This window comes from Mesorhizobium sp. M1428 (genome assembly GCF_040317515.1).
In the GTDB taxonomy this organism is placed as follows: Bacteria; Pseudomonadota; Alphaproteobacteria; order Rhizobiales; family Rhizobiaceae; genus Mesorhizobium.
Genome location: NZ_JAMYKT010000001.1, coordinates 39,707 through 56,576, shown reverse-complemented (window position 1 = coordinate 56,576; position 16,870 = coordinate 39,707). Strand labels below are relative to the sequence as shown.

15 protein-coding genes are annotated in these 16,870 nt (G+C 64.1%); 8 read left to right on the top strand and 7 right to left on the bottom strand.

From position 1 onward, the window contains the following. The first annotated feature begins 68 nt into the window (after nt 1-68). Genes NKG60_RS00320 through NKG60_RS00285 form a run of 8 tightly spaced genes read left to right on the top strand, consistent with a single transcriptional unit; the run spans nt 69 to nt 7,147 of the window. Entirely contained in the window at nt 69-521 is a 453-nt protein-coding gene (locus NKG60_RS00320) for an SRPBCC family protein (RefSeq protein WP_352973789.1), read from the top strand. Nucleotides 522-542: 21 nt separating this feature from the next. After that, nucleotides 543-1,337 carry an FAD binding domain-containing protein gene (locus tag NKG60_RS00315; protein WP_352668406.1) on the top strand — a complete coding sequence of 265 codons (795 nt, stop codon included), beginning with the start codon at nt 543-545 and terminating at the stop codon, nt 1,335-1,337. Between the two features lie 31 nt (nt 1,338-1,368). Then, nucleotides 1,369-1,851, top strand: a complete 483-nt coding sequence (locus NKG60_RS00310) for a (2Fe-2S)-binding protein (protein ID WP_352564314.1) — start codon at nt 1,369-1,371, stop codon at nt 1,849-1,851. A 14-nt stretch (nt 1,852-1,865) separates the two neighbouring features. Beyond that, entirely contained in the window at nt 1,866-3,233 is a 1,368-nt protein-coding gene (locus NKG60_RS00305) for a xanthine dehydrogenase family protein molybdopterin-binding subunit (RefSeq protein ID WP_352564312.1), read from the top strand. Between the two features lies 1 nt (nt 3,234). Continuing rightward, complete coding sequence (locus NKG60_RS00300; RefSeq protein ID WP_254820526.1) at nt 3,235-4,239, top strand: xanthine dehydrogenase family protein molybdopterin-binding subunit; 1,005 nt, start codon at nt 3,235-3,237, stop codon at nt 4,237-4,239. Nucleotides 4,240-4,248: 9 nt separating this feature from the next. Continuing rightward, complete coding sequence (locus NKG60_RS00295; RefSeq protein ID WP_352564310.1) at nt 4,249-5,130, top strand: AAA family ATPase; 882 nt, start codon at nt 4,249-4,251, stop codon at nt 5,128-5,130. Next, the gene (locus tag NKG60_RS00290) at nt 5,127-6,260 is read left to right on the top strand and encodes a vWA domain-containing protein (protein WP_352564309.1); all 1,134 of its coding nucleotides are present in this window, start codon (nt 5,127-5,129) and stop codon (nt 6,258-6,260) included. Before NKG60_RS00295 ends, NKG60_RS00290 begins: the two co-directional genes overlap by 4 nt. Next, nucleotides 6,260-7,147 (top strand): amidohydrolase family protein, encoded by an 888-nt coding sequence (locus tag NKG60_RS00285; protein ID WP_352564534.1) that lies wholly within the window; start codon nt 6,260-6,262, stop codon nt 7,145-7,147. The genes NKG60_RS00290 and NKG60_RS00285 overlap by 1 nt, the downstream gene beginning before the upstream one ends. A 215-nt stretch (nt 7,148-7,362) precedes the next feature. Here NKG60_RS00285 and NKG60_RS00280 read toward each other — a convergent pair whose 3' ends face one another. From NKG60_RS00280 to NKG60_RS00250, 7 genes are all read right to left on the bottom strand, one after another. Continuing rightward, a complete protein-coding gene (locus NKG60_RS00280; RefSeq protein WP_352564307.1) occupies nt 7,363-7,770 on the bottom strand; it encodes a carboxymuconolactone decarboxylase family protein in 408 nt (135 codons plus the stop codon). Between the two features lie 377 nt (nt 7,771-8,147). Further along, nucleotides 8,148-9,644, bottom strand: coding sequence for a sugar ABC transporter ATP-binding protein (locus tag NKG60_RS00275; RefSeq protein ID WP_352973784.1), 1,497 nt, complete (start codon nt 9,642-9,644; stop codon nt 8,148-8,150). Next, complete coding sequence (locus NKG60_RS00270) at nt 9,644-10,702, bottom strand: SMP-30/gluconolactonase/LRE family protein (protein WP_352564305.1); 1,059 nt, start codon at nt 10,700-10,702, stop codon at nt 9,644-9,646. Before NKG60_RS00270 ends, NKG60_RS00275 begins: the two co-directional genes overlap by 1 nt. Next, entirely contained in the window at nt 10,699-12,822 is a 2,124-nt protein-coding gene (locus NKG60_RS00265; protein ID WP_352564303.1) for an ABC transporter permease, read from the bottom strand. Before NKG60_RS00265 ends, NKG60_RS00270 begins: the two co-directional genes overlap by 4 nt. An 83-nt stretch (nt 12,823-12,905) precedes the next feature. Further along, on the bottom strand, nt 12,906-13,931 hold the full coding sequence (locus NKG60_RS00260; protein ID WP_352973780.1) for a sugar ABC transporter substrate-binding protein: 1,026 nt from the start codon (nt 13,929-13,931) through the stop codon (nt 12,906-12,908). A 57-nt stretch (nt 13,932-13,988) separates the two neighbouring features. Continuing rightward, nucleotides 13,989-14,975 carry an ABC transporter permease gene (locus tag NKG60_RS00255; protein WP_023675789.1) on the bottom strand — a complete coding sequence of 329 codons (987 nt, stop codon included), beginning with the start codon at nt 14,973-14,975 and terminating at the stop codon, nt 13,989-13,991. 281 nt (nt 14,976-15,256) lie between these two features. Next, entirely contained in the window at nt 15,257-16,699 is a 1,443-nt protein-coding gene (locus NKG60_RS00250; protein WP_352973776.1) for a DHA2 family efflux MFS transporter permease subunit, read from the bottom strand. Nucleotides 16,700-16,870 lie beyond the last annotated feature (171 nt).

Below are 16,870 nucleotides of genomic sequence, written 5' to 3'. Positions count from 1 at the left end.
CATTGATAAGCGCTGCCGAGCCTGCCGCCCTACCCTCCCAAGCAGCTGATTTGCAAGGGAACGATCATATGGCGAAAGTCACCATCTCCAGCGTCATCGACGCGCCGGTCGAAAAGGTCTGGGCGCGTATACGCGACTTCAACGGTCTGCCGACCTGGCACCCGCGCATGGTCGAAAGTCATATCGAGGACGGCAAGGACGCTGGCACGATCGGCTGCGTGCGCAATTTCCAGCTCGTCAGCGGTGCCCGCCTGCGCGAAAAGCTGCTCGATTTTTCCGACGAGAATTTCCTCGTCAGCTACTCCATCCTGGAGACGCCGCAACCGCTCACCAACCACAAGGCAACGCTGCAGTTGCGGCGGGTAACCGACGGCGACCGCACCTATGCAGAATGGACCGCCAGCTTCGATGCGCCCCCAGAGGAAGCCGACAAGCTGGCCGACGGCATGGGCGCCAACGTCTTCCAGGGCGGCTTCAACGCCCTGAAGGCGCATTTCGCGGGCAAGGTTGAGCTGAATTGAGCTGACAAACAGGAGCGTTCCATGGCGCTTGCATTGCAGACTTTCCCGACGGTGAAGGATGCCGGCGCGGCGCTGAAAGTCGCCGGCGCCCGCTATCTCGGTGGCGGCACATTGGTCGTGCGCGCCGCCAATGAAGGCGACGTGTCGATTTCCGGTTTCGTCAGGTCGACCGAACCGGCGCTGTCGGTCATCCGCATTTCCGGCGGCGAGGTCCGCATTGGCGCTTCAGTGACCATGGCGGCGATCGCCCGTCACCCCGATCTCGCTCTGCTGGCCCACGCCGCGCGCGCCGTCGGCGGCCCGGCGATCCGCAACATGGCGACAGTCGGCGGCAATCTCTTCGCGCCGGCGCCCTATGGCGATTTCACCGTCGCGCTGCTGGCGTTGGAGGCAATTGTCAGCACCGAAGACGGCGAGAAGCCGATCGAAGCCTTCCTCGCAAAACGCGAAAGCAACCACGCCATCGTCACTGCGGTCGGCTTCACGCTTCCGAAGGAAGGCGGCTTTCGCTTCCTGAAAGTGTCGCGGATCAAGCCAAAGGGCATTTCGGTGCTGAGCATCGCCACCGTGCTGGAACAGGCGCCGGACGGCACTGTCACGTCAGCGCGGATCGCGCTCGGCTGCATGGCCGACCGGCCGATCCGTGCCAGCGCGGCAGAGAAAGCCTTGATTGGCCGGAAACTCACGGCAGACGGCATCGCACCGGCACTGGCTGTTGCCCGCGACGGCACTTCGCCGCCAACCGATCCGATCGCCAGTGCCTGGTATCGCAACGAAGTCCTGCCGGTCCATCTCGGCCGGCTGCTGCTCGCCTGAAAGCCCTGGCCGCGGCGCAAGGAGTAAAAAGATGGCAAAGGTCCCGATTCAGTTCACGCTCAATGGTGCGGAGAAAGCCGAGTTCATCGACAGCGGCACGACGCTGCTTCATGCGTTGCGCGACAAGATCGGCGACACCTCGCCGAAGGGCGGCTGCCATCAAGGCACCTGCGGCGCCTGCTCGGTCATTATCGATGGCGAGCTTAGGCTGTCCTGCCTGACGCTGGCCGAGACCTGCAATGGCGCCGCCATCACCACCACCTCGGGACTGGCGGAAGGCGGCGTTCTGCATCCCTTGCAGCGCGCTTTCCTCGACGCCTTCGCGACCCAATGCGGGTTCTGCACGCCGGGCATGATCATGGCCGCCAAGGTGCTTCTCGACCAAACCCCGAACCCCAGCCGCGAGGATGTGGTCGAGGCGCTGTCCGGCAATATCTGCCGCTGCACCGGCTACGAGCCGATCATCCAGGCGGTGCTGACCGCCGCACGCTCCAATTCGCAGAACCCGGCTTGAGGGGAGTTAAGAAAATGGAACTCCGCAAGAGCTATTTCGCCGACCAGCGCAAGGACGATCTGCACGAGATCGGCCAGCCGCGGCCGCGTTCGGATTCACCCGGCCATGTCACCGGCAAGACCGCCTATTTCGCCGACCGTAATTTTCCCGGCATGCTGCATTTGAAGATGGTGCGCAGCCCGCACCATCACGCCCGCATCCGCAGCATCGATACGTCCGAGGCGGAAAGGCATCCGGGTGTCGTCAAGGTGCTGACCGCCAAGGATGTGCCGCACAATGTCTACACCATCCTGATCCTGATCCAGATCGGGCCGGAGGACGAGACAGTGCTGGCCGACGGCAAGGTGCGCTGGGAGGGCGAGGCCGTGGTGGCGGTGCTGGCCGAGACCGAGCGCGCCGCGCAGGAGGCCGCCGCCAAGGTGAAGGTCGACTACGAGGTGCTGCCGGCCGTCTTCGACATGGACGAAGCGCTGAAGCCCGGCGCGCCGATCGTCAACGAATATCACGGCCGGAATTATTACCTCTACGACAGCGGCGAATGCCGCAAGGTGCGCTTCGGCGATGTCGAGGCAGGCTTTGCCGAGGCCGACCACGTGCTCGAACAGACCTACCAGTCTTCACCGATCGAGCATGCGCCGACCGAGACGACAGGCTGCATCGTCGCCCCCGAGGGCAACGACCGCTTCACCTGCTACACCAACACGCAGGCGATGTTCTTCACCCTCGACAACGCCTCGATTATCCTGCAGATGCCCGGCAACAAGCTGCATTTCGTCGGCGGCACTGTCGGCGGCGGCTTTGGCGGCAAGGTCGACGTGATCGTCGAACCCATCGCCATCCTCGGCGCCAAACTAACCGGACGACCGGTTTGTTTTATCTACAGTCGCGAGGAAGAGATGCAAATCTCCTCGCCGCGCGCCGCCGAAAAAGTCGTCATCAAGGACGGCGTGATGAAGGACGGCCGCATCGTCGCGCGCAAAGTGACCGGCTACACCGATGCCGGCGCCTATTCGCGCCATTCGCCCTACGGAGCGCAGAAGGGCGCCGGGCATTATCCCGGCCCGTATACGATCCCGAATGTCTGGATCGACACCTACTGCGTCTACACCAACCGCACCCCCTCCTCGGCGATGCGCGGTTTCGGCGTCACCATCGGCGATTTCGCGCTGGAGGTGCAGATGGACAAGCTCGCCCGGCTGATCGGCATGGACCCGCTCGAATTCCGCTTCATCAACGCCTACCGTGACGGCGACATCAAGGCGCATCGCCAGCCGACCGAGGGGGCGGCGCTGATCGAGTGTATGCAGGAAGCCTCGCGCGCCGCCAACTGGCCCGTGGCGGAACAATTCATGGCGATGTCGTCTTACGCGAAGGGAGCTTGAGATGGCGATCAGGCGCGGACGCGGCGTCGCCGCGATCAATTATCCGACCGGCATGAATCTCGGCGGCGACCCGACGCAGGCGCTGGTGCATTCGACGCCTACCGGCAATTTCATGGTCACGCTGTCGAGTGTCGATCTCGGCCAGGGCATGAAGCAGATCATGGCGCAGATCTGCGCCGAGACGATCGGCGTGCCGACCGACCGCGTCGTCGTCGACACCGCCGACACCGACACCGGTCCGCATTGCATGGGCACCTTCGCCTCGCGCGGCACCCATCGCGCCGGCAATGCGGTTATCCAGGCGGCCAGGGAAGCCCGCCAGGTGATGCTGGAAGTGGCGGCCGAGGAACTTGAGGTAAACGCCTCGGACCTCGAGACCGACGGCCAAGGCAACATCCTGGTCAAGGGGGCGCCGCAAAAGTCGATCTCGATCTTCGATGTCGCGCTGTCGGCGCATTTCAAGCGCGGCCGTTCGATTTCCGGCCGCGGCATGTTTTTGATCCCGCGCTCCTATCCGGAGAAGGAAACCGGCGCGATGAAGCCCTCGACCTGCTACGCGCACGCCTGCACGGTTGCCGAGGTCGAGGTCGATGACGAGACCGGCGAGGTCACCGTGCTGACGGTGAAGAACGTGTTTGAGATCGGCCGCGCGCTGAATCCGAAAATGGTCGAACAGCAGCTCGTCGGCGGCTCATGGATGGGCATCAGCCATGCGCTCTACGAAACGACCGAGCCCTACTATCCCAACCGCGACCATGGCGGCACCGACTTCAACCAGTATCTGATGCCGGGTCCTGGCGATCTCGCGCAAACCGAGATCATCGTGCTGGAACGACCCTCGGCGGACGGGCCGTACGGCGCCAAAGGGCCGGGCGAAATGTGCGCCAACCCGCAGATCCCGGCGGTCGCCAATGCCGTCTTCGACGCCGTCGGTGTGCGCATCGACACGCTGCCGATCACGCCGGAGCGCATCCTGCGGGCGCTGAAGGCGCAAGCGTCGAACTGAGTGCTGGAAATGGCCAAGAGACGTGCCGAGACAGTCGCGACCTCGCCGGAGGCGGTGGCGTCGCGCCTCGCCGCCTCGCACTATCTCGCCGATGAGAGCCTGGCAACTGCCATCTTCCTGGCGATCCGGCTGGGCAAGCCGCTACTGCTCGAAGGCGCACCCGGCGTCGGCAAGACGGAGGCGGCGAAGGCGATTGCCGACGTGCTCGGGCGCGATCTGGTGCGGCTGCAATGCTATGAAGGCATCGACGCAGCACATGCGCTTTACGAGTGGAACTATCAGCGCCAGCTGCTCGCCATCCGCCACGCCGGTGAGCATGAGGTTGACATCTACGACGACCGTTTCCTGATCGCGCGGCCACTGCTGCAGGTGCTTAAGGCGCCGGAAAAGCGCGTGCTGCTGGTCGACGAGATCGACCGTTCCGACCATGAATTCGAAGCGTTGCTCTTGGAATTCCTGTCGGATTTCCAGATCAGCATTCCCGAGCGCGGCACCATTCGCGCGACGGCGCAGCCGATCGTCATCCTGACCTCGAACCGCACCCGTGAGCTGGCCGAAGCGCTGCGGCGGCGCTGCGTCTACCACTGGATCACCTATCCCGACGCCGGGCGCGAGGCCGAGATCATCATGCTGCGCGCCGGCGATGTCGCCGAAGCCACGGCGCGCGCGGTGGCTGCCGCCGTGCGCGATATTCGCGCCCGTCCGCTGGCCAAGCCGCCCGGCATCGCCGAGGCGGTCGAATGGGCCAACGCCGCGACGATCCTCGAAAAGGGCGGCAGCCCGTGGCCGGAAGCGTTTCGCCGCGCCATCGGCGTGCTGATCAAGGACGAGGAGGATCTATCCTGCATCGCGCCCGAGCTCGGCAAAATTGTCGAGGAGGCGCTGGCGTGAGCCCCGCGGCTCTGCCTCGAGGGGCGACGCCGTTCCTCGGCTTCGGCCGGCTGCTGCGCCGCTACGGCTTTGCGGTGGCGCCCGAACAGGTCTCCGGCTTCATGCAAGCGGTGACGCTGCTCGGTCCCCGTTCGATGACCGACATCCGCGAAGCGGCCCTTGCCACGTTGGCGCCGCCGCCCGACCGCCGCGACGAATTCGAGGCGCATTTCCGGAACCATTTCTATGGGGACACCGCGGCGCTGGTCGAAGGCGAGGCCGACCAGGAAACCCGCATCAAGGACGATGGCGGAACGAGCGATGAGGAGAGCGAAGTGGTCCGCCAGGAGCAAGGCGGCGAACTGTCTTCGGCCAGCGAACAGTTGAGCGTCCGCGAGTTCCAGCGCGATGGCTACAGGCTTGCCGCCTTCCGCCGCAAGCTCGCCACCGCTTTGCCCGCCCGCCGCTCCTTCCGCACCGTGCGCACGCATGCGCGCGGCAAGCTCGACCTACGCCGCTCGCTGCGCGAAATCGTCAGTGCCGACGGCGATATCCCCTCGCCGCTGCTGCGCCGGCGGCAGACAGTGCCGCGCAAGCTTCTCATCCTGATCGACGTGTCCGGCTCGATGAAGCTCTACACATCGGACTATCTCAAGCTGGCACATGCGGCCGTGCAAGGCGCCGACCGGGCGGAGGTCTTCACCTTCGGCACACGGCTGACCCGTATCACCTCGGCGCTGCGCATTCGCGACCGCGACCAGGCGCTGGCCCGCGCCGCTGCCCAGGTCGACGACTGGGACGGCGGCACCCGCATGGGACCGACGCTGCTCGCGTTTCTATCGGTGCCGCGCTTCTCCGCCTTTGCGCGCGGGGCGGCGATCGTCATCCTGTCGGATGCGCTGGAGCGCGGCGACCATGCCGAGCTGGAAATCGCGATGCGCCGGCTGAGCGCCCGCGCCTTTCGGCTTTCGCTGGCGACGCCGCTGGCCGGCGATCCACGCTTCCGGCCGGCAACGGCGGCACTTCGCGCGATCCTGCCGGTGCTCGACGATCTGATCGACGGCTCTTCAATTGCCAGTCTCACCGAGTTCATCCTGTCGCTCGCCCGCCCCGCTCCGGCGGCCGCGGCAATCTGGAAAAGGGTTTCGTGATGCAGAAGGCGATCGACGCGCATTTCCACATCTGGCGCCAAAAGGACCAGCCCTGGCTTGTCGGACCGATGGTGCCACGCATCTTTGGCCCCTACGAGCCGATCCGCCGCGATTATCCGATCGAGGAATTCCTCGCCGACCAGCAAAGTTCAGGCGTCGAGAAGGCGGTCTATGTCCAGACCAACTGGGCCAAGGAGGATTTCGAGAAAGAGGTCGCCTTCCTGCAGAAGACCGCCGAAGAAACCGGTTGGCCGCACGCCATCGTCGGCTATGCCGACATGACGGTCGACGATGTGCGTCCCCAGATCGACCGGCTGAAAAAATATCCGCTGTTGCGCGGCGTGCGTATGCAGCTGCACTGGCACCAAACGCCGGCCTTCCGCTTCGCCGCCTCGGCCGATCAGGTCATCGACCCAAAGGTGCGGGCCAATATCGCCCGGCTGAAGGATTACGGCCTGTCCTTCGACCTGCAGCTTTTCCCCGCCCAGATGAAGGATGGGCTGACGCTTGTCGGCGACAACCCCGAGACGAATTTCGTTCTCACCCATGCCGGCATGCTGACCGACATGGAGCCGGAGACCACCGAGGCGTGGAAGACCGGCCTGCGCACGCTGTCAGCGGCACCCAACCTCTATGCGAAGCTCTCCGGGCTCGGCACCTTCGTCCACCGCAACGACCCGGCGCTGATCAGCTATATCGTCGACGCCGCGATCGCTATTTTGGGCAGCGACCATTTGATGTTCGGCTCGAACTTCCCGATCGAGAAGCTGTGGACCAGCCATGCCGAGCTGATCAGGACGCACCGGCAGGCCGTGGCAAAACACGGCGCGACCGCCGAGGCGGATATTTTCTGGAACACGGCGGAGCGGGTCTACCGGCCGGTGTGAGGCGCGCAGACCTTCCCTTCTCCCCCTGTGGGAGAAGGTGGATCGGCGCGTAGCGCCGAGACGGATGAGGGGTGCTGGAAGAAACTCGGTGGAGGAAATCTCGGCGATTTGAAGCACTTACGTCTCCAAGGTAGCGACCCTTCCAGCACCCCTCATCCGACCGAGCTTCGCTCGGCCACCTTCTCCCACAAGGGGAGAAGGGAAGGCGCCACGCCTCACCTCACCTCGAACTCTCGATCGACCGGGATCTGCATCGCCGTGACCATCTGGTTGGTCTGTCCGGCCAGGCCGATGATCGCGACCAGCTCGCCATGCTGCGCCTCGGTCATGCCCTTGGCCCGTGCTGCCGCCGTGTGTGAGTGGACGCAGTAGGAGCAGCCATTGGCTGTGGAGACGGCGATGTAGATCATCTCCTTGGTCAGCGGGTCGATGGCGCTGTCGGCGACCATCACCGCCTTGAGCTGCTCCCACACCCGCTTCAGCGATGCCGGATCATTGGCCAGCCCTCGCCAGAAATTGTTGACGAAATCGGATTTGCGCGTCGCGCGGATGTCGTCGAACACGGCCTTCACGGCGGGAATCGCCTCGACCTCGGCATCGGTCAGAAGTCTTGTGGTGGCCATGGGCAGGCTCCTTTCGTTTGAATCAGGTTTTGAGCAAAGGCGGCTAACCGGTTCGACCGATTCAGTTTCTACCGCGGAGTAGCGTAGAATCGTGGAGGTTGGCCGAAGCACCTCAGCGTCGTCATCCCAGGGCGGAGCAGCCGCGAAGCGGCGTCGCGAAGACCCTGGGATCCATGCCGTGACCTCTCGCGAGGGGTGCAGCGGAGCAGAATTCCGGACCGTCGCAACGCTTGAAAGTCACGGCATGGATCCTGGGGTCTGCGCCGCGTCGCTTCGCTCCTTGCTTCGCCCCAGGATGACGAAGCGGTGGACGTTTCTGCCAATCTCCAAAGTATGCACCAACGACCATCGGACATGTCGACCCTCTAAGCCAAGCCCTAATGAACCGCCGCATACATGATCTTCTCCTCCGTCGCCTCCACCGGCGAGAACTCCTCGACGATGCGGCCTTGCCGGCAGACCAGGATGCGGTCGGACAGGTTCATGATCTCCGGCAGGTACGACGAGATGACGACGACGGCCAGGCCCTCGTCGGCCAGCCGGTTGATGATCTGGTGGATCTCGGCGATGGCGCCGACATCGACGCCGCGCGTCGGTTCGTCGAAGATGACGATGCGCGGTTTCTGCACCAGCCCCTTGCCGATCACCACCTTCTGCTGGTTGCCGCCGGAAAGCTCGACCACCCGGGCATTGTCGTTGATCGCCTTGACGTTCAGCGTCTTCGTCCACTCCGCCGACAGCGCCCGCATCTCCTGCGCATCGATCACCCAGCTCTTTTCCCGTCCAGCCGCCAGGAAGCCGCCGAACAGGTTCTCGGCAACGTCCATCGTCTCGAAAATCCCCTCGCTCTTGCGGTCTTCGGTGACATAGACGATGCCGTCCGCCACCGCCTCGCTGGGCACGAGATAGCGCACCGGCCGGTCGTCCAGCTCGATGGTGCCGCCGCGCAGGAAGTCGCGCTTGTAGATGCCGGAGACGATCTTGAACGTCTCGGTGCGGCCCGAGCCGATCAGCCCGAAGACGCCGGTGATCTGGCCCTCGAAGATCGAGAAAGAATTGTTGCGCACGACATTGCTCATCGAGATGTCCTGCACCGACAGCACCTTCTTGCCGGGCTTGCGCAGCCTGGCCTCGTCGCGCTGGCTGTAGAGCTGCCCCGACAGCGTGCGCCCGACCATGGCGGCGACGATCCTGTCGCGATCGAAGGCGGCTGTGTCGTCGGTGATCACCAGTTCGCCGTCGCGCAGGATGGTGATGCGGTCGGCGATATCAAGCGCTTCCTCGAGCGCATGGCTGATGAAGACGATCGACACGCCCCTTGCCTTGAGCCGGCGGATCAGTGCGAAGAAGTGCCGCTTCTCCTCCGGCGTCAGCGTCGCCGTCGGCTCGTCGAAGATGATGATCTCGGCATTGTGGTGGACGGCGCGCGCGATCTCGACCATCTGCCGTTTGGCCGCGCCAAGCGTCGCCACCACGGCGTTCGGGTCGACCGGAAAGTTCAACGACTGCAGGAACTGCTGCGCCGAGATGTAGGTGCCGCGCAGCCGGTTGAGAAAGCGCTCGGTGCCGAGATAGAGGTTCTGCGCCACCGTCATCGACGGCACCAGGCTGGTCTCCTGGAATACCATGGCGATGCCGGCTTCAAGGGCGGCGTGCGGCGAGGGGTAGGCGATCTCCTGCCCGTTGTGGAACATCTTTCCCGATGTCGCGTCGACGACGCCGGCGATGATCTTGGTCAGCGTCGATTTTCCCGCGCCGTTCTCGCCGAGCAGCGCGTGGATCTCGCCCTTGCGCAGCTCGAAGCTGACCTTCTTCACCGCGGGCACGCCGCGATAGGTCTTGGTTACGTTCTCCAGGCGGACGATCGGTTCCATCAGCGATGCCCTTCTGGAGCCAGGTCGATGGCCAGCAGGCAATCGCCGCCTTTCGAGGCAATGAACAGGCGACCGTCTTTCTCCGCCACGCTGCAGATGCCATGACGCGTGCCGTTGGCGCGGCTGTGCAGGCTGTACTGCGGCCGCATCTCCCGATCGAGCCTGACGACCAGCCCGTAGGAGCGGCTCGGCGACCACGGCTTGTGGATGCCCATGGTGCGGATGCCACCGCATTGCAGCGGCTCGAGGAAGCTTCGATTCGAGGCGAGCGCCGGCGCGATCCAGTGCTGCGGCGGCACTTGCGCCAGCATGTCGTTTCGATAGTGCTTTTCCTGCAGCACGAATTCGATCAGCCGGTTGCGGGGCGCAAACAGCGCCAGCCAGGCACCGCCACCGGCGGCAGGCGACAGGCGAGAGGGATAGCCGGGCAGATGCGCCAGCACCGTCGAGCGGCTGCCCGTCGCGCCATCGAAGCGGATAAGTTGGTGCCGCCAGCTCTCGCTGACCAGCACATCCTTGCCAGTTGGATGCAGCCCATAGGGAAAGGCGATGTCACCGGCGACCTTGCGGAATTCGCTGCCTGCCGGATCGCGCTTCCACAACGAACCCGACGCACCCTTCTTCATCAGATCGGCGGCCCATTGCGACGGCCCGTGGTCGGCCGAGCCATTAGCCAGCCAAAGCGTGCCATCTTCTGCGTAGGCGAGTGCTGTTATGCAGCGTATCTCGGCCGGCAGGGCGGCCTCCTTGCCCGCGACTAACAGCTTGCCGCTTTCGAGCCCGACGGTCAGTTCGCCGGCGGGCGAGCGCGCGAGCGCGGTGACCGCGGCCGGAAATGTCTCGACCAGAACAGGGGCGGCACCGGCGGTGACCGCGTAGACGGCATTGGCACTGGAAACCAGCAGCCGGCCGTCGGCGACCAGCAGATTATCGGGCTCGGGCAGTTCGGCGAAGGCCGCAACATCGTCCAGCAGGGTATTCGGCCTGAAGGCACCGTCGAGCGGCGGGATGGTCACCGCCTTGCCGCGAAAGATGTCGAGGATAGGATCCAGCATCAAGGCTTCGCTCCCCAGTAGGAAGCGGGGCTGGTCCAGTTCGGGTCGGCGCTGGCAATCCTGTAGCGGCCGATCCGATTGTTGAGGATACCGCCGACGAACAGAAAACCCTTGTGCTCGCGCATCGAAGTGACCATCGGATGCGCGGCGCCCGACAGGTCGCCCATCGCTTCGACAATGCCGCCCTTCTCGTTGAATTTCACCACACCGCCGGTGTTGATGTTGGGGAACAGCCATTCGTCCTGCGGCAGCCGCCGCGTCATGCGCTTGCGCATGTCGGGATGCCGCAGCGACAGGTCGAAGCTCGGCGTGCGCATGCCTAACCAAGCCATCCAGTAATTGCCGTCGGAGGCACGGTTGATGTTGTCGGGGTAGCCCGGCATGTCGCGGATGACGCATTCGGCGGTGCCTGCTTTCGGCCCTTCCAGCCAATAGCGATGCACGCGGCAGGCCCAGCTTTCGGCGAAGAACAGCGACTTGCCGTCATGCGCCATGCAGACGCCGTTGGTATAGCGGTAGCCGTCGAGCAATGTCTTCGTCGAACCGTCCTTGGGGTCATAGACGAGCAGCCGCCCGGTGGCACGGTTCTCGATCGAGTCCAGCGCCCAATCGTGCGCGTCATAACGCTTGGTGGAATCGGTGAAGTAGATGCGGCCGTCCGGCGCGATGTCGCAATCATTGGGATCGCGCAGCCGCGCATCGTCAACGATCGAGGTCCAGGAGCGCGACGTTTCCGCGGAAAGCCGCTTCACCTCGCGCTGCGGCGAGACCGAATAGAGGCCCATCGCGCCGACGCAGCTGATCAGATTGCCTGTTTTGTCGAACGCCAGGCCGAGCGGAAAGCCGCCAATATGCGCAAAGACCTCCGAGCGCTTGTAGTCCGGCGCCAAGAAACGGACGATCTCGCCATGCCTAGTGCCGCAATAGAGATGGTCGTCGCGATCGAGGATGACGTCTTCCGGCCCTTCCAACTCGCCGAGCCCGATATGGTCAGCCTCCGATAGCCGATTGTCGAGTTCGTAAGGGGTGCCCGAGCTCGGTGCAGCCGACTGTGTCGCGCCCATCTTCAAATAGACCGGTGCGACATAGACCTCGTCCAGAACCTTGTGGCGGTTCTTCAGCCAGCGAATGTCGATGGTGACGGCAACGGCCAGCATGATGCCCAGCACCATCTGGTTGGTGCCGGTGCCATAGCCCAGCCGGATCAGCCCGTTGGTCATGGTCAGCACGATGATCGCGCCCATTAGCCCCTTGATCACCGAGCCTCGGCCGCCGCCCAGGCTGACGCCGCCGACGACCGCCGCTGTCAGTGCCATGACCTCGAGGTTGAGGCCTGTGCCCGGCCCCGCCCCGCTCAGCCGGCAGGCGATGAGGAAGCCGCCGAGCGAGGCGCAGAAACCGGAGAACACATAGGTCATAAACACGGTGCGGCGCACGCGAATGCCGGCATTGTGGGCCGATCGCCGCGACCCGCCCACCGCCTGCACATGCCAGCCGGGCCGCGAGCGTGTCAGCGCGACATGGGTAATGATGGCCAGGATAATCGCCGCCCACACCGCAACCGAGAGGCCCCAGAAGGTGTCGTCGCCGATGAAGTCCAGCACATCCGACGTGGCATCGGAAAGCTGGACGTCGGCGGCATAGGTGGTGACCAAAATGTCGAACAGCGCCCGACCGAAGATGAAGGTGACCAGTGTCGTCAGGAAAGCGCGCAGCCTGAAATAGCCGATCAGATAACCGTTGATCGCGCCGAACAGCAGGCCGGTGGCGATCGAGGCGGCCAGCGCCAGCCACACCGATTGTTCGAGGATGAAAAAGACGAACACGGCGGAAAAGCAGGAAAGCGCGAAGATCGAGCCGACCGAAAGGTCGATGCCGCCGCCAAGCATGACCACCGTCATGCCGGTGACGACCAGCGAAAACTCGCCGAGCTGGCGGGTCGATTCCTGCAGCGACATCGGCTTGAAGAAGCCGGGGATGATCGAACCGAACACGCCGAGCGTCGCCACCAGCGCCAGGAACGGAATGGCGTTGTCGGTCCAGCGTTTGCTCAGTATCTCGCCGACGAGATGGTCGGGCACGAGATTGTAGCGCCAGGATTGAAGGCGTTCGCGAAAGGACATCGGTTGCTGCTGCCACTCAAGAGAGAAGGAGGCGGCCGAACCCGGTCCGGCCACCTCGTCGATGCCTGCAACGGACCCGCGGTTTACTTGGCCGCAGCTTGGGCTTGCAGTGCTTTCAAGTCCCAGCAGCTGTCTGGCTTGAGGTCGGCCTTGGTCGTCGCCTTCTCCAGCGTGTAGATGTAGGTGTGCGAGGTGCCGGCCGGCTGGCCACTCTGCAGCAGGAACTTGATGACGGCGTTCATGTCGCCGGACTGGCGGGCAAGGTCGGTCATCACCACCGCGCCATAGGTGCCGTCCTGCAGCTTGTCGCAGTCGGCGGTTTTCTCGCCGCCACCGGTGGTGACCAGGAACACCTTGCCCTCGAGCTTGGCATCGCGGATCGCAGCCGATGCGCCCGTCGCGTCGCCGTCCCAGAAATCGATGATGGCGCAGATGTCGGGGTTCTGCTGCAGCATCGTCGTCGTCACATTGCGCGAGGTCGTCGCATCCCAGTTGGAGTCAGGCTTGGCCACGACCTTGAAGTCGGGGTTCTTGTCCAGCACCTTCATGATGCCGGCATACTGGTAGAGGCTCGACGAATTGGCCTGGTCGCCCTGCACCAGCCCGATCTTCTTGGAAGAATTCGGCCCACAACCCTTGATCGCCGCTTCGGCTTCCAGCTGGCCGAGCCGATCCCAGTCGCTGCCGACAAAGGCATCGGCCGGGAAGTTCGCCGGATTGTCGACCAAAAGCACATAGGTGCCGGCCGCCTGCGCCTTCTTCATCAGCTTGGCATAGGAGTTGAGGTCCGGCGAGTGGATGATCAGCACGTCCGGCCTGGTGTCCGACGAGATTGCGTCGGTTATCGCCTGCGCGCCGGCATCGACCACCCAGTTCGGGTCACGCGTCTCGAACACGCCGCCCCAGGCCTCGACCTCCGTCTTCAGGTAATGCGCCCAGCCCTGTGCCAGGTCGAAGCCCATCGCCATCGGCACCAGCATCACCCGCTTGCCCTTGAGCGCTTGCGAATAGGCGGCCGGACCCGGATCCTCGGCAGCGAAGCCTGGCGCCACGAAGGCGGAGACGGCAAGCGCTGCCGCGGCAGCCATAAATGTCCTGATGATTTTCATGTCACATCCTCTGGTTTGGTATGTCGTTCGCGGCCGGCCCCAACCGTTCGCGTCAGTCTAGATATCGCCTTGCTGCGCAGTCTGCTCGTCGCGCGGATTGATGAACCCATCGACGATGATCGCCGCCAGCAGGATCGCTGCCTTGATCAGGTTCTGATAGAGCAGCGGAATGTCGATGATGGTCATCGCGTTGAGCAGGATGCCGATCAGCGCGGCGCCCACCAGCACGTTGCGCACCCCGCCCCGCCCACCCGACAGACCGATGCCGCCGATCACCGCCACCAACACGATGTCGTAGAGCAGCGTGGAATTGACGATGCGGGTGTTGATCGAATGCAGGCTGGCGGCAGTGAGCAAGCCGGCCACCAGCGAGACCAGGGCCGACAGCACGTAGCGCAGCACCAGCATCGGGCGCACTGGAATGCCGATGTTGCGCGCCGCGACCGGGTTGTCGCCGGCGAAATAGACGTAGCGGCCCCATTTGGTGTAGCGCAGGAACAGGAAGAAGGCGAAAGCCAGCCCGGCGAAGACAAAAACCTCGACCGGGATGTCGAGGAAGCGCAGCCCGCCAAGCAGCTCTACCCAATGGCCGGGCGGCACCGGCACCGCGTCCTGCGTGATCAGTTGTGAACGCACATAGCCGAAGACAAAGGACGCGGTCGCCAGCGTCACGAAGATCGCCGGAACCTCGGCGTAGGCGACCAGGATTCCGTTCAACAGCCCGATGGCGAGAACGCCGGCGAGCACGTAGGCGAAGGCCAGCCCGTCGGATGTCCCCGAATTCAGCAGTTGCAGATACCAGGCGACCGACATCGCCATGATCGCCACCGCCGACAGGTCGATGCCCCTGCCGATTATGACGACCGCCATGCCGAGCGCCAATATGCCCAGCACCGAGACCGAGCGCACGATGGCAACGAGATTGTTCGAGTTGATAAACCCGGGCAGTCCGATGGCGGCGGCGATGAACAGCACAACCGCGATGGCAAAGACAATGCCCTCCTGGTTCAGGCTTCTCCAGTTTAGCCAGCCGGTCGCGTTCATTGCCCGCTTTCACCCGCGATGGCTACGCCCTGCTCCCTCTGCGGCCATCGGAACGAAAGCTAATCGGCTCAAGACCAATTCGTCAAATGAATCCGCGCATTGCGGGCCGGCTTGCGAGGAAATTCTGCGGTTGGACGCACCGACTGGCGAGATTGGCGCAATGCCTGGAACTCAAGCACTTTTGCAACTGATTGCGCCGGTCGAACCGCTGGCAAAAGTTTGTTCCAGGACGAGCGGAGCCGGCAGAAATTTATGTCTTCGCTCGCCGCGGAGTTCCTGCGTCAAATCCGCAAAACATGGCCCGAGACCTCGGCGCCGGCAGCGTTCGGCAACGCCAGAAAGCGGCACGAGGCGACGAGACCGATTGCGCCGATCACCAGGAAGGCAAGGCGGAAGTCGACGAGATCGAGCGCTTCCGCGCCTCTGGCGATCTGCGACAGGTTGAGCAGTGCCGCCGCAACCGCCACGCCGAACAGCATCGCCACCTGCTGCAGCATGCTGGACAACGTCGCCGCCGAGCTGCGCTGCTGTGAGGCCACATCGGCGAAGGCCAGCGTGTTCAGCGCGGTGAACTGCATCGAGCGCGAAAGGCCGGCGATCAGCATCAGCACCACCACCAACGCTTGCGGCGTCTGCGGCGAAAGCGCCGCGCAGGCCATGATCGACAAGGAAGCGATCACCCCGTTGACGATCAGCACCGAACGGAAGCCGAAGCGCCTCAGCGTCGGCGTCGTCACCGCCTTCATGCCGAGATTGCCGAGGAAATAGGCCAGGATCATCATGCCCGCATCGACCGGGCTCAGGCCGAAGCCGACCTGGAACAAAAGCGGCAGCAGGAATGGCGTGGCGTTGATGGCGATGCGGAAAATCGTGCCGGCCGACAGCGTCGAGATGGCAAATGTCTGCACCTTGAAAGCTGTGAGATCGAGCAGCGGATGGTTGGCGCGTCGCAGATGCCGGACCGCCAGCCAGCCGACCAAAACGCCCGTGCCGAGCAATGCCATGGTCGGCAACACACCGTCTTGCGGATGCGCGATACGCTCGAGGCCGTAGAGCAGGCAGGCAAGCCCGACCGAGGTCAGCAGGAAGCCCGGCCAGTCGAGCGGCTTGGCCCCGGCATCGCGGTCGCCGGGAATGAAGCGAGCGACCAACGCCAAACCGGCAACCCCCAGCGGAATGTTGATGAAGAAATTCCAGTGCCAGGAGAGATAAGTGGTGATGAAGCCGCCAAGCACCGGCCCGACCACCGGCGCAAACAGCGCCGGCCAGGTGATCAGCGCCGTGGCGTTGAGAAGCTCGGATTTCGGCGCATTGCGCAGCACCAGGATGCGGCCGACCGGCGTCATTAGCGCGCTGCCCAGGCCCTGCACCGCACGCGCGGCAACGAACTCGGCCAGGTTCTGCGAGATGCCGCAAACGAGCGAGGCCAAAGTAAACAGGGCAATCGCCACGAGGAAGATGTTGCGCGCGCCAAAGCGGTCTGCGAGCCAGCCGGACAGCGGCACGAACACCGCCATGGTCAGCATATAAACGGTGATGCCGATGCTCATCGCCACCGCCGGCACGCCGAAAGATTCTCCCATCTGCGGCAGCGAGGTCGAGATGATAGTCGAATCCAGAAGCTGCATGAAGAAGGCGACGGCGACGATCAGCGCCACCCGCCGGGCTTGCCGCGCCGCCGTCGCGGTTTCGGGCAAGGCTTCGTTTTCGGGAATGGCGGTCATGCGCAGAACTATCCGAAGGGAATTTTCACCCGCTCCATCGGTAACCGCACAATTGTCTGGCAAACCGATGACGCACCGGTTTCAACAGCATTTGGCCGGTGCCGTCCAGACATGGACCAACAAACTTTCTTGTGGCACCGCAGCCGACTATGCGATGACCTGGCCCTGCCG

Excerpts from the sequence above, each read along its gene's own strand:
- NKG60_RS00320 (WP_352973789.1), top strand. The coding sequence starts at position 69 with ATGGCGAAAGTCACCATCTCCAGCGTCATCGACGCGCCGGTCGAAAAG.
- NKG60_RS00315 (WP_352668406.1), top strand. The coding sequence starts at position 543 with ATGGCGCTTGCATTGCAGACTTTCCCGACGGTGAAGGATGCCGGCGCG.
- NKG60_RS00310 (WP_352564314.1), top strand. The coding sequence starts at position 1,369 with ATGGCAAAGGTCCCGATTCAGTTCACGCTCAATGGTGCGGAGAAAGCC.
- NKG60_RS00305 (WP_352564312.1), top strand. The coding sequence starts at position 1,866 with ATGGAACTCCGCAAGAGCTATTTCGCCGACCAGCGCAAGGACGATCTG.
- NKG60_RS00300 (WP_254820526.1), top strand. The coding sequence starts at position 3,235 with ATGGCGATCAGGCGCGGACGCGGCGTCGCCGCGATCAATTATCCGACC.
- NKG60_RS00295 (WP_352564310.1), top strand. The coding sequence starts at position 4,249 with ATGGCCAAGAGACGTGCCGAGACAGTCGCGACCTCGCCGGAGGCGGTG.
- NKG60_RS00285 (WP_352564534.1), top strand. The coding sequence starts at position 6,260 with ATGCAGAAGGCGATCGACGCGCATTTCCACATCTGGCGCCAAAAGGAC.
- NKG60_RS00280 (WP_352564307.1), bottom strand. The coding sequence starts at position 7,770 with ATGGCCACCACAAGACTTCTGACCGATGCCGAGGTCGAGGCGATTCCC.
- NKG60_RS00275 (WP_352973784.1), bottom strand. The coding sequence starts at position 9,644 with ATGGAACCGATCGTCCGCCTGGAGAACGTAACCAAGACCTATCGCGGC.
- NKG60_RS00265 (WP_352564303.1), bottom strand. The coding sequence starts at position 12,822 with ATGTCCTTTCGCGAACGCCTTCAATCCTGGCGCTACAATCTCGTGCCC.
- NKG60_RS00260 (WP_352973780.1), bottom strand. The coding sequence starts at position 13,931 with ATGAAAATCATCAGGACATTTATGGCTGCCGCGGCAGCGCTTGCCGTC.
- NKG60_RS00255 (WP_023675789.1), bottom strand. The coding sequence starts at position 14,975 with ATGAACGCGACCGGCTGGCTAAACTGGAGAAGCCTGAACCAGGAGGGC.
- NKG60_RS00250 (WP_352973776.1), bottom strand. The coding sequence starts at position 16,699 with ATGACCGCCATTCCCGAAAACGAAGCCTTGCCCGAAACCGCGACGGCG.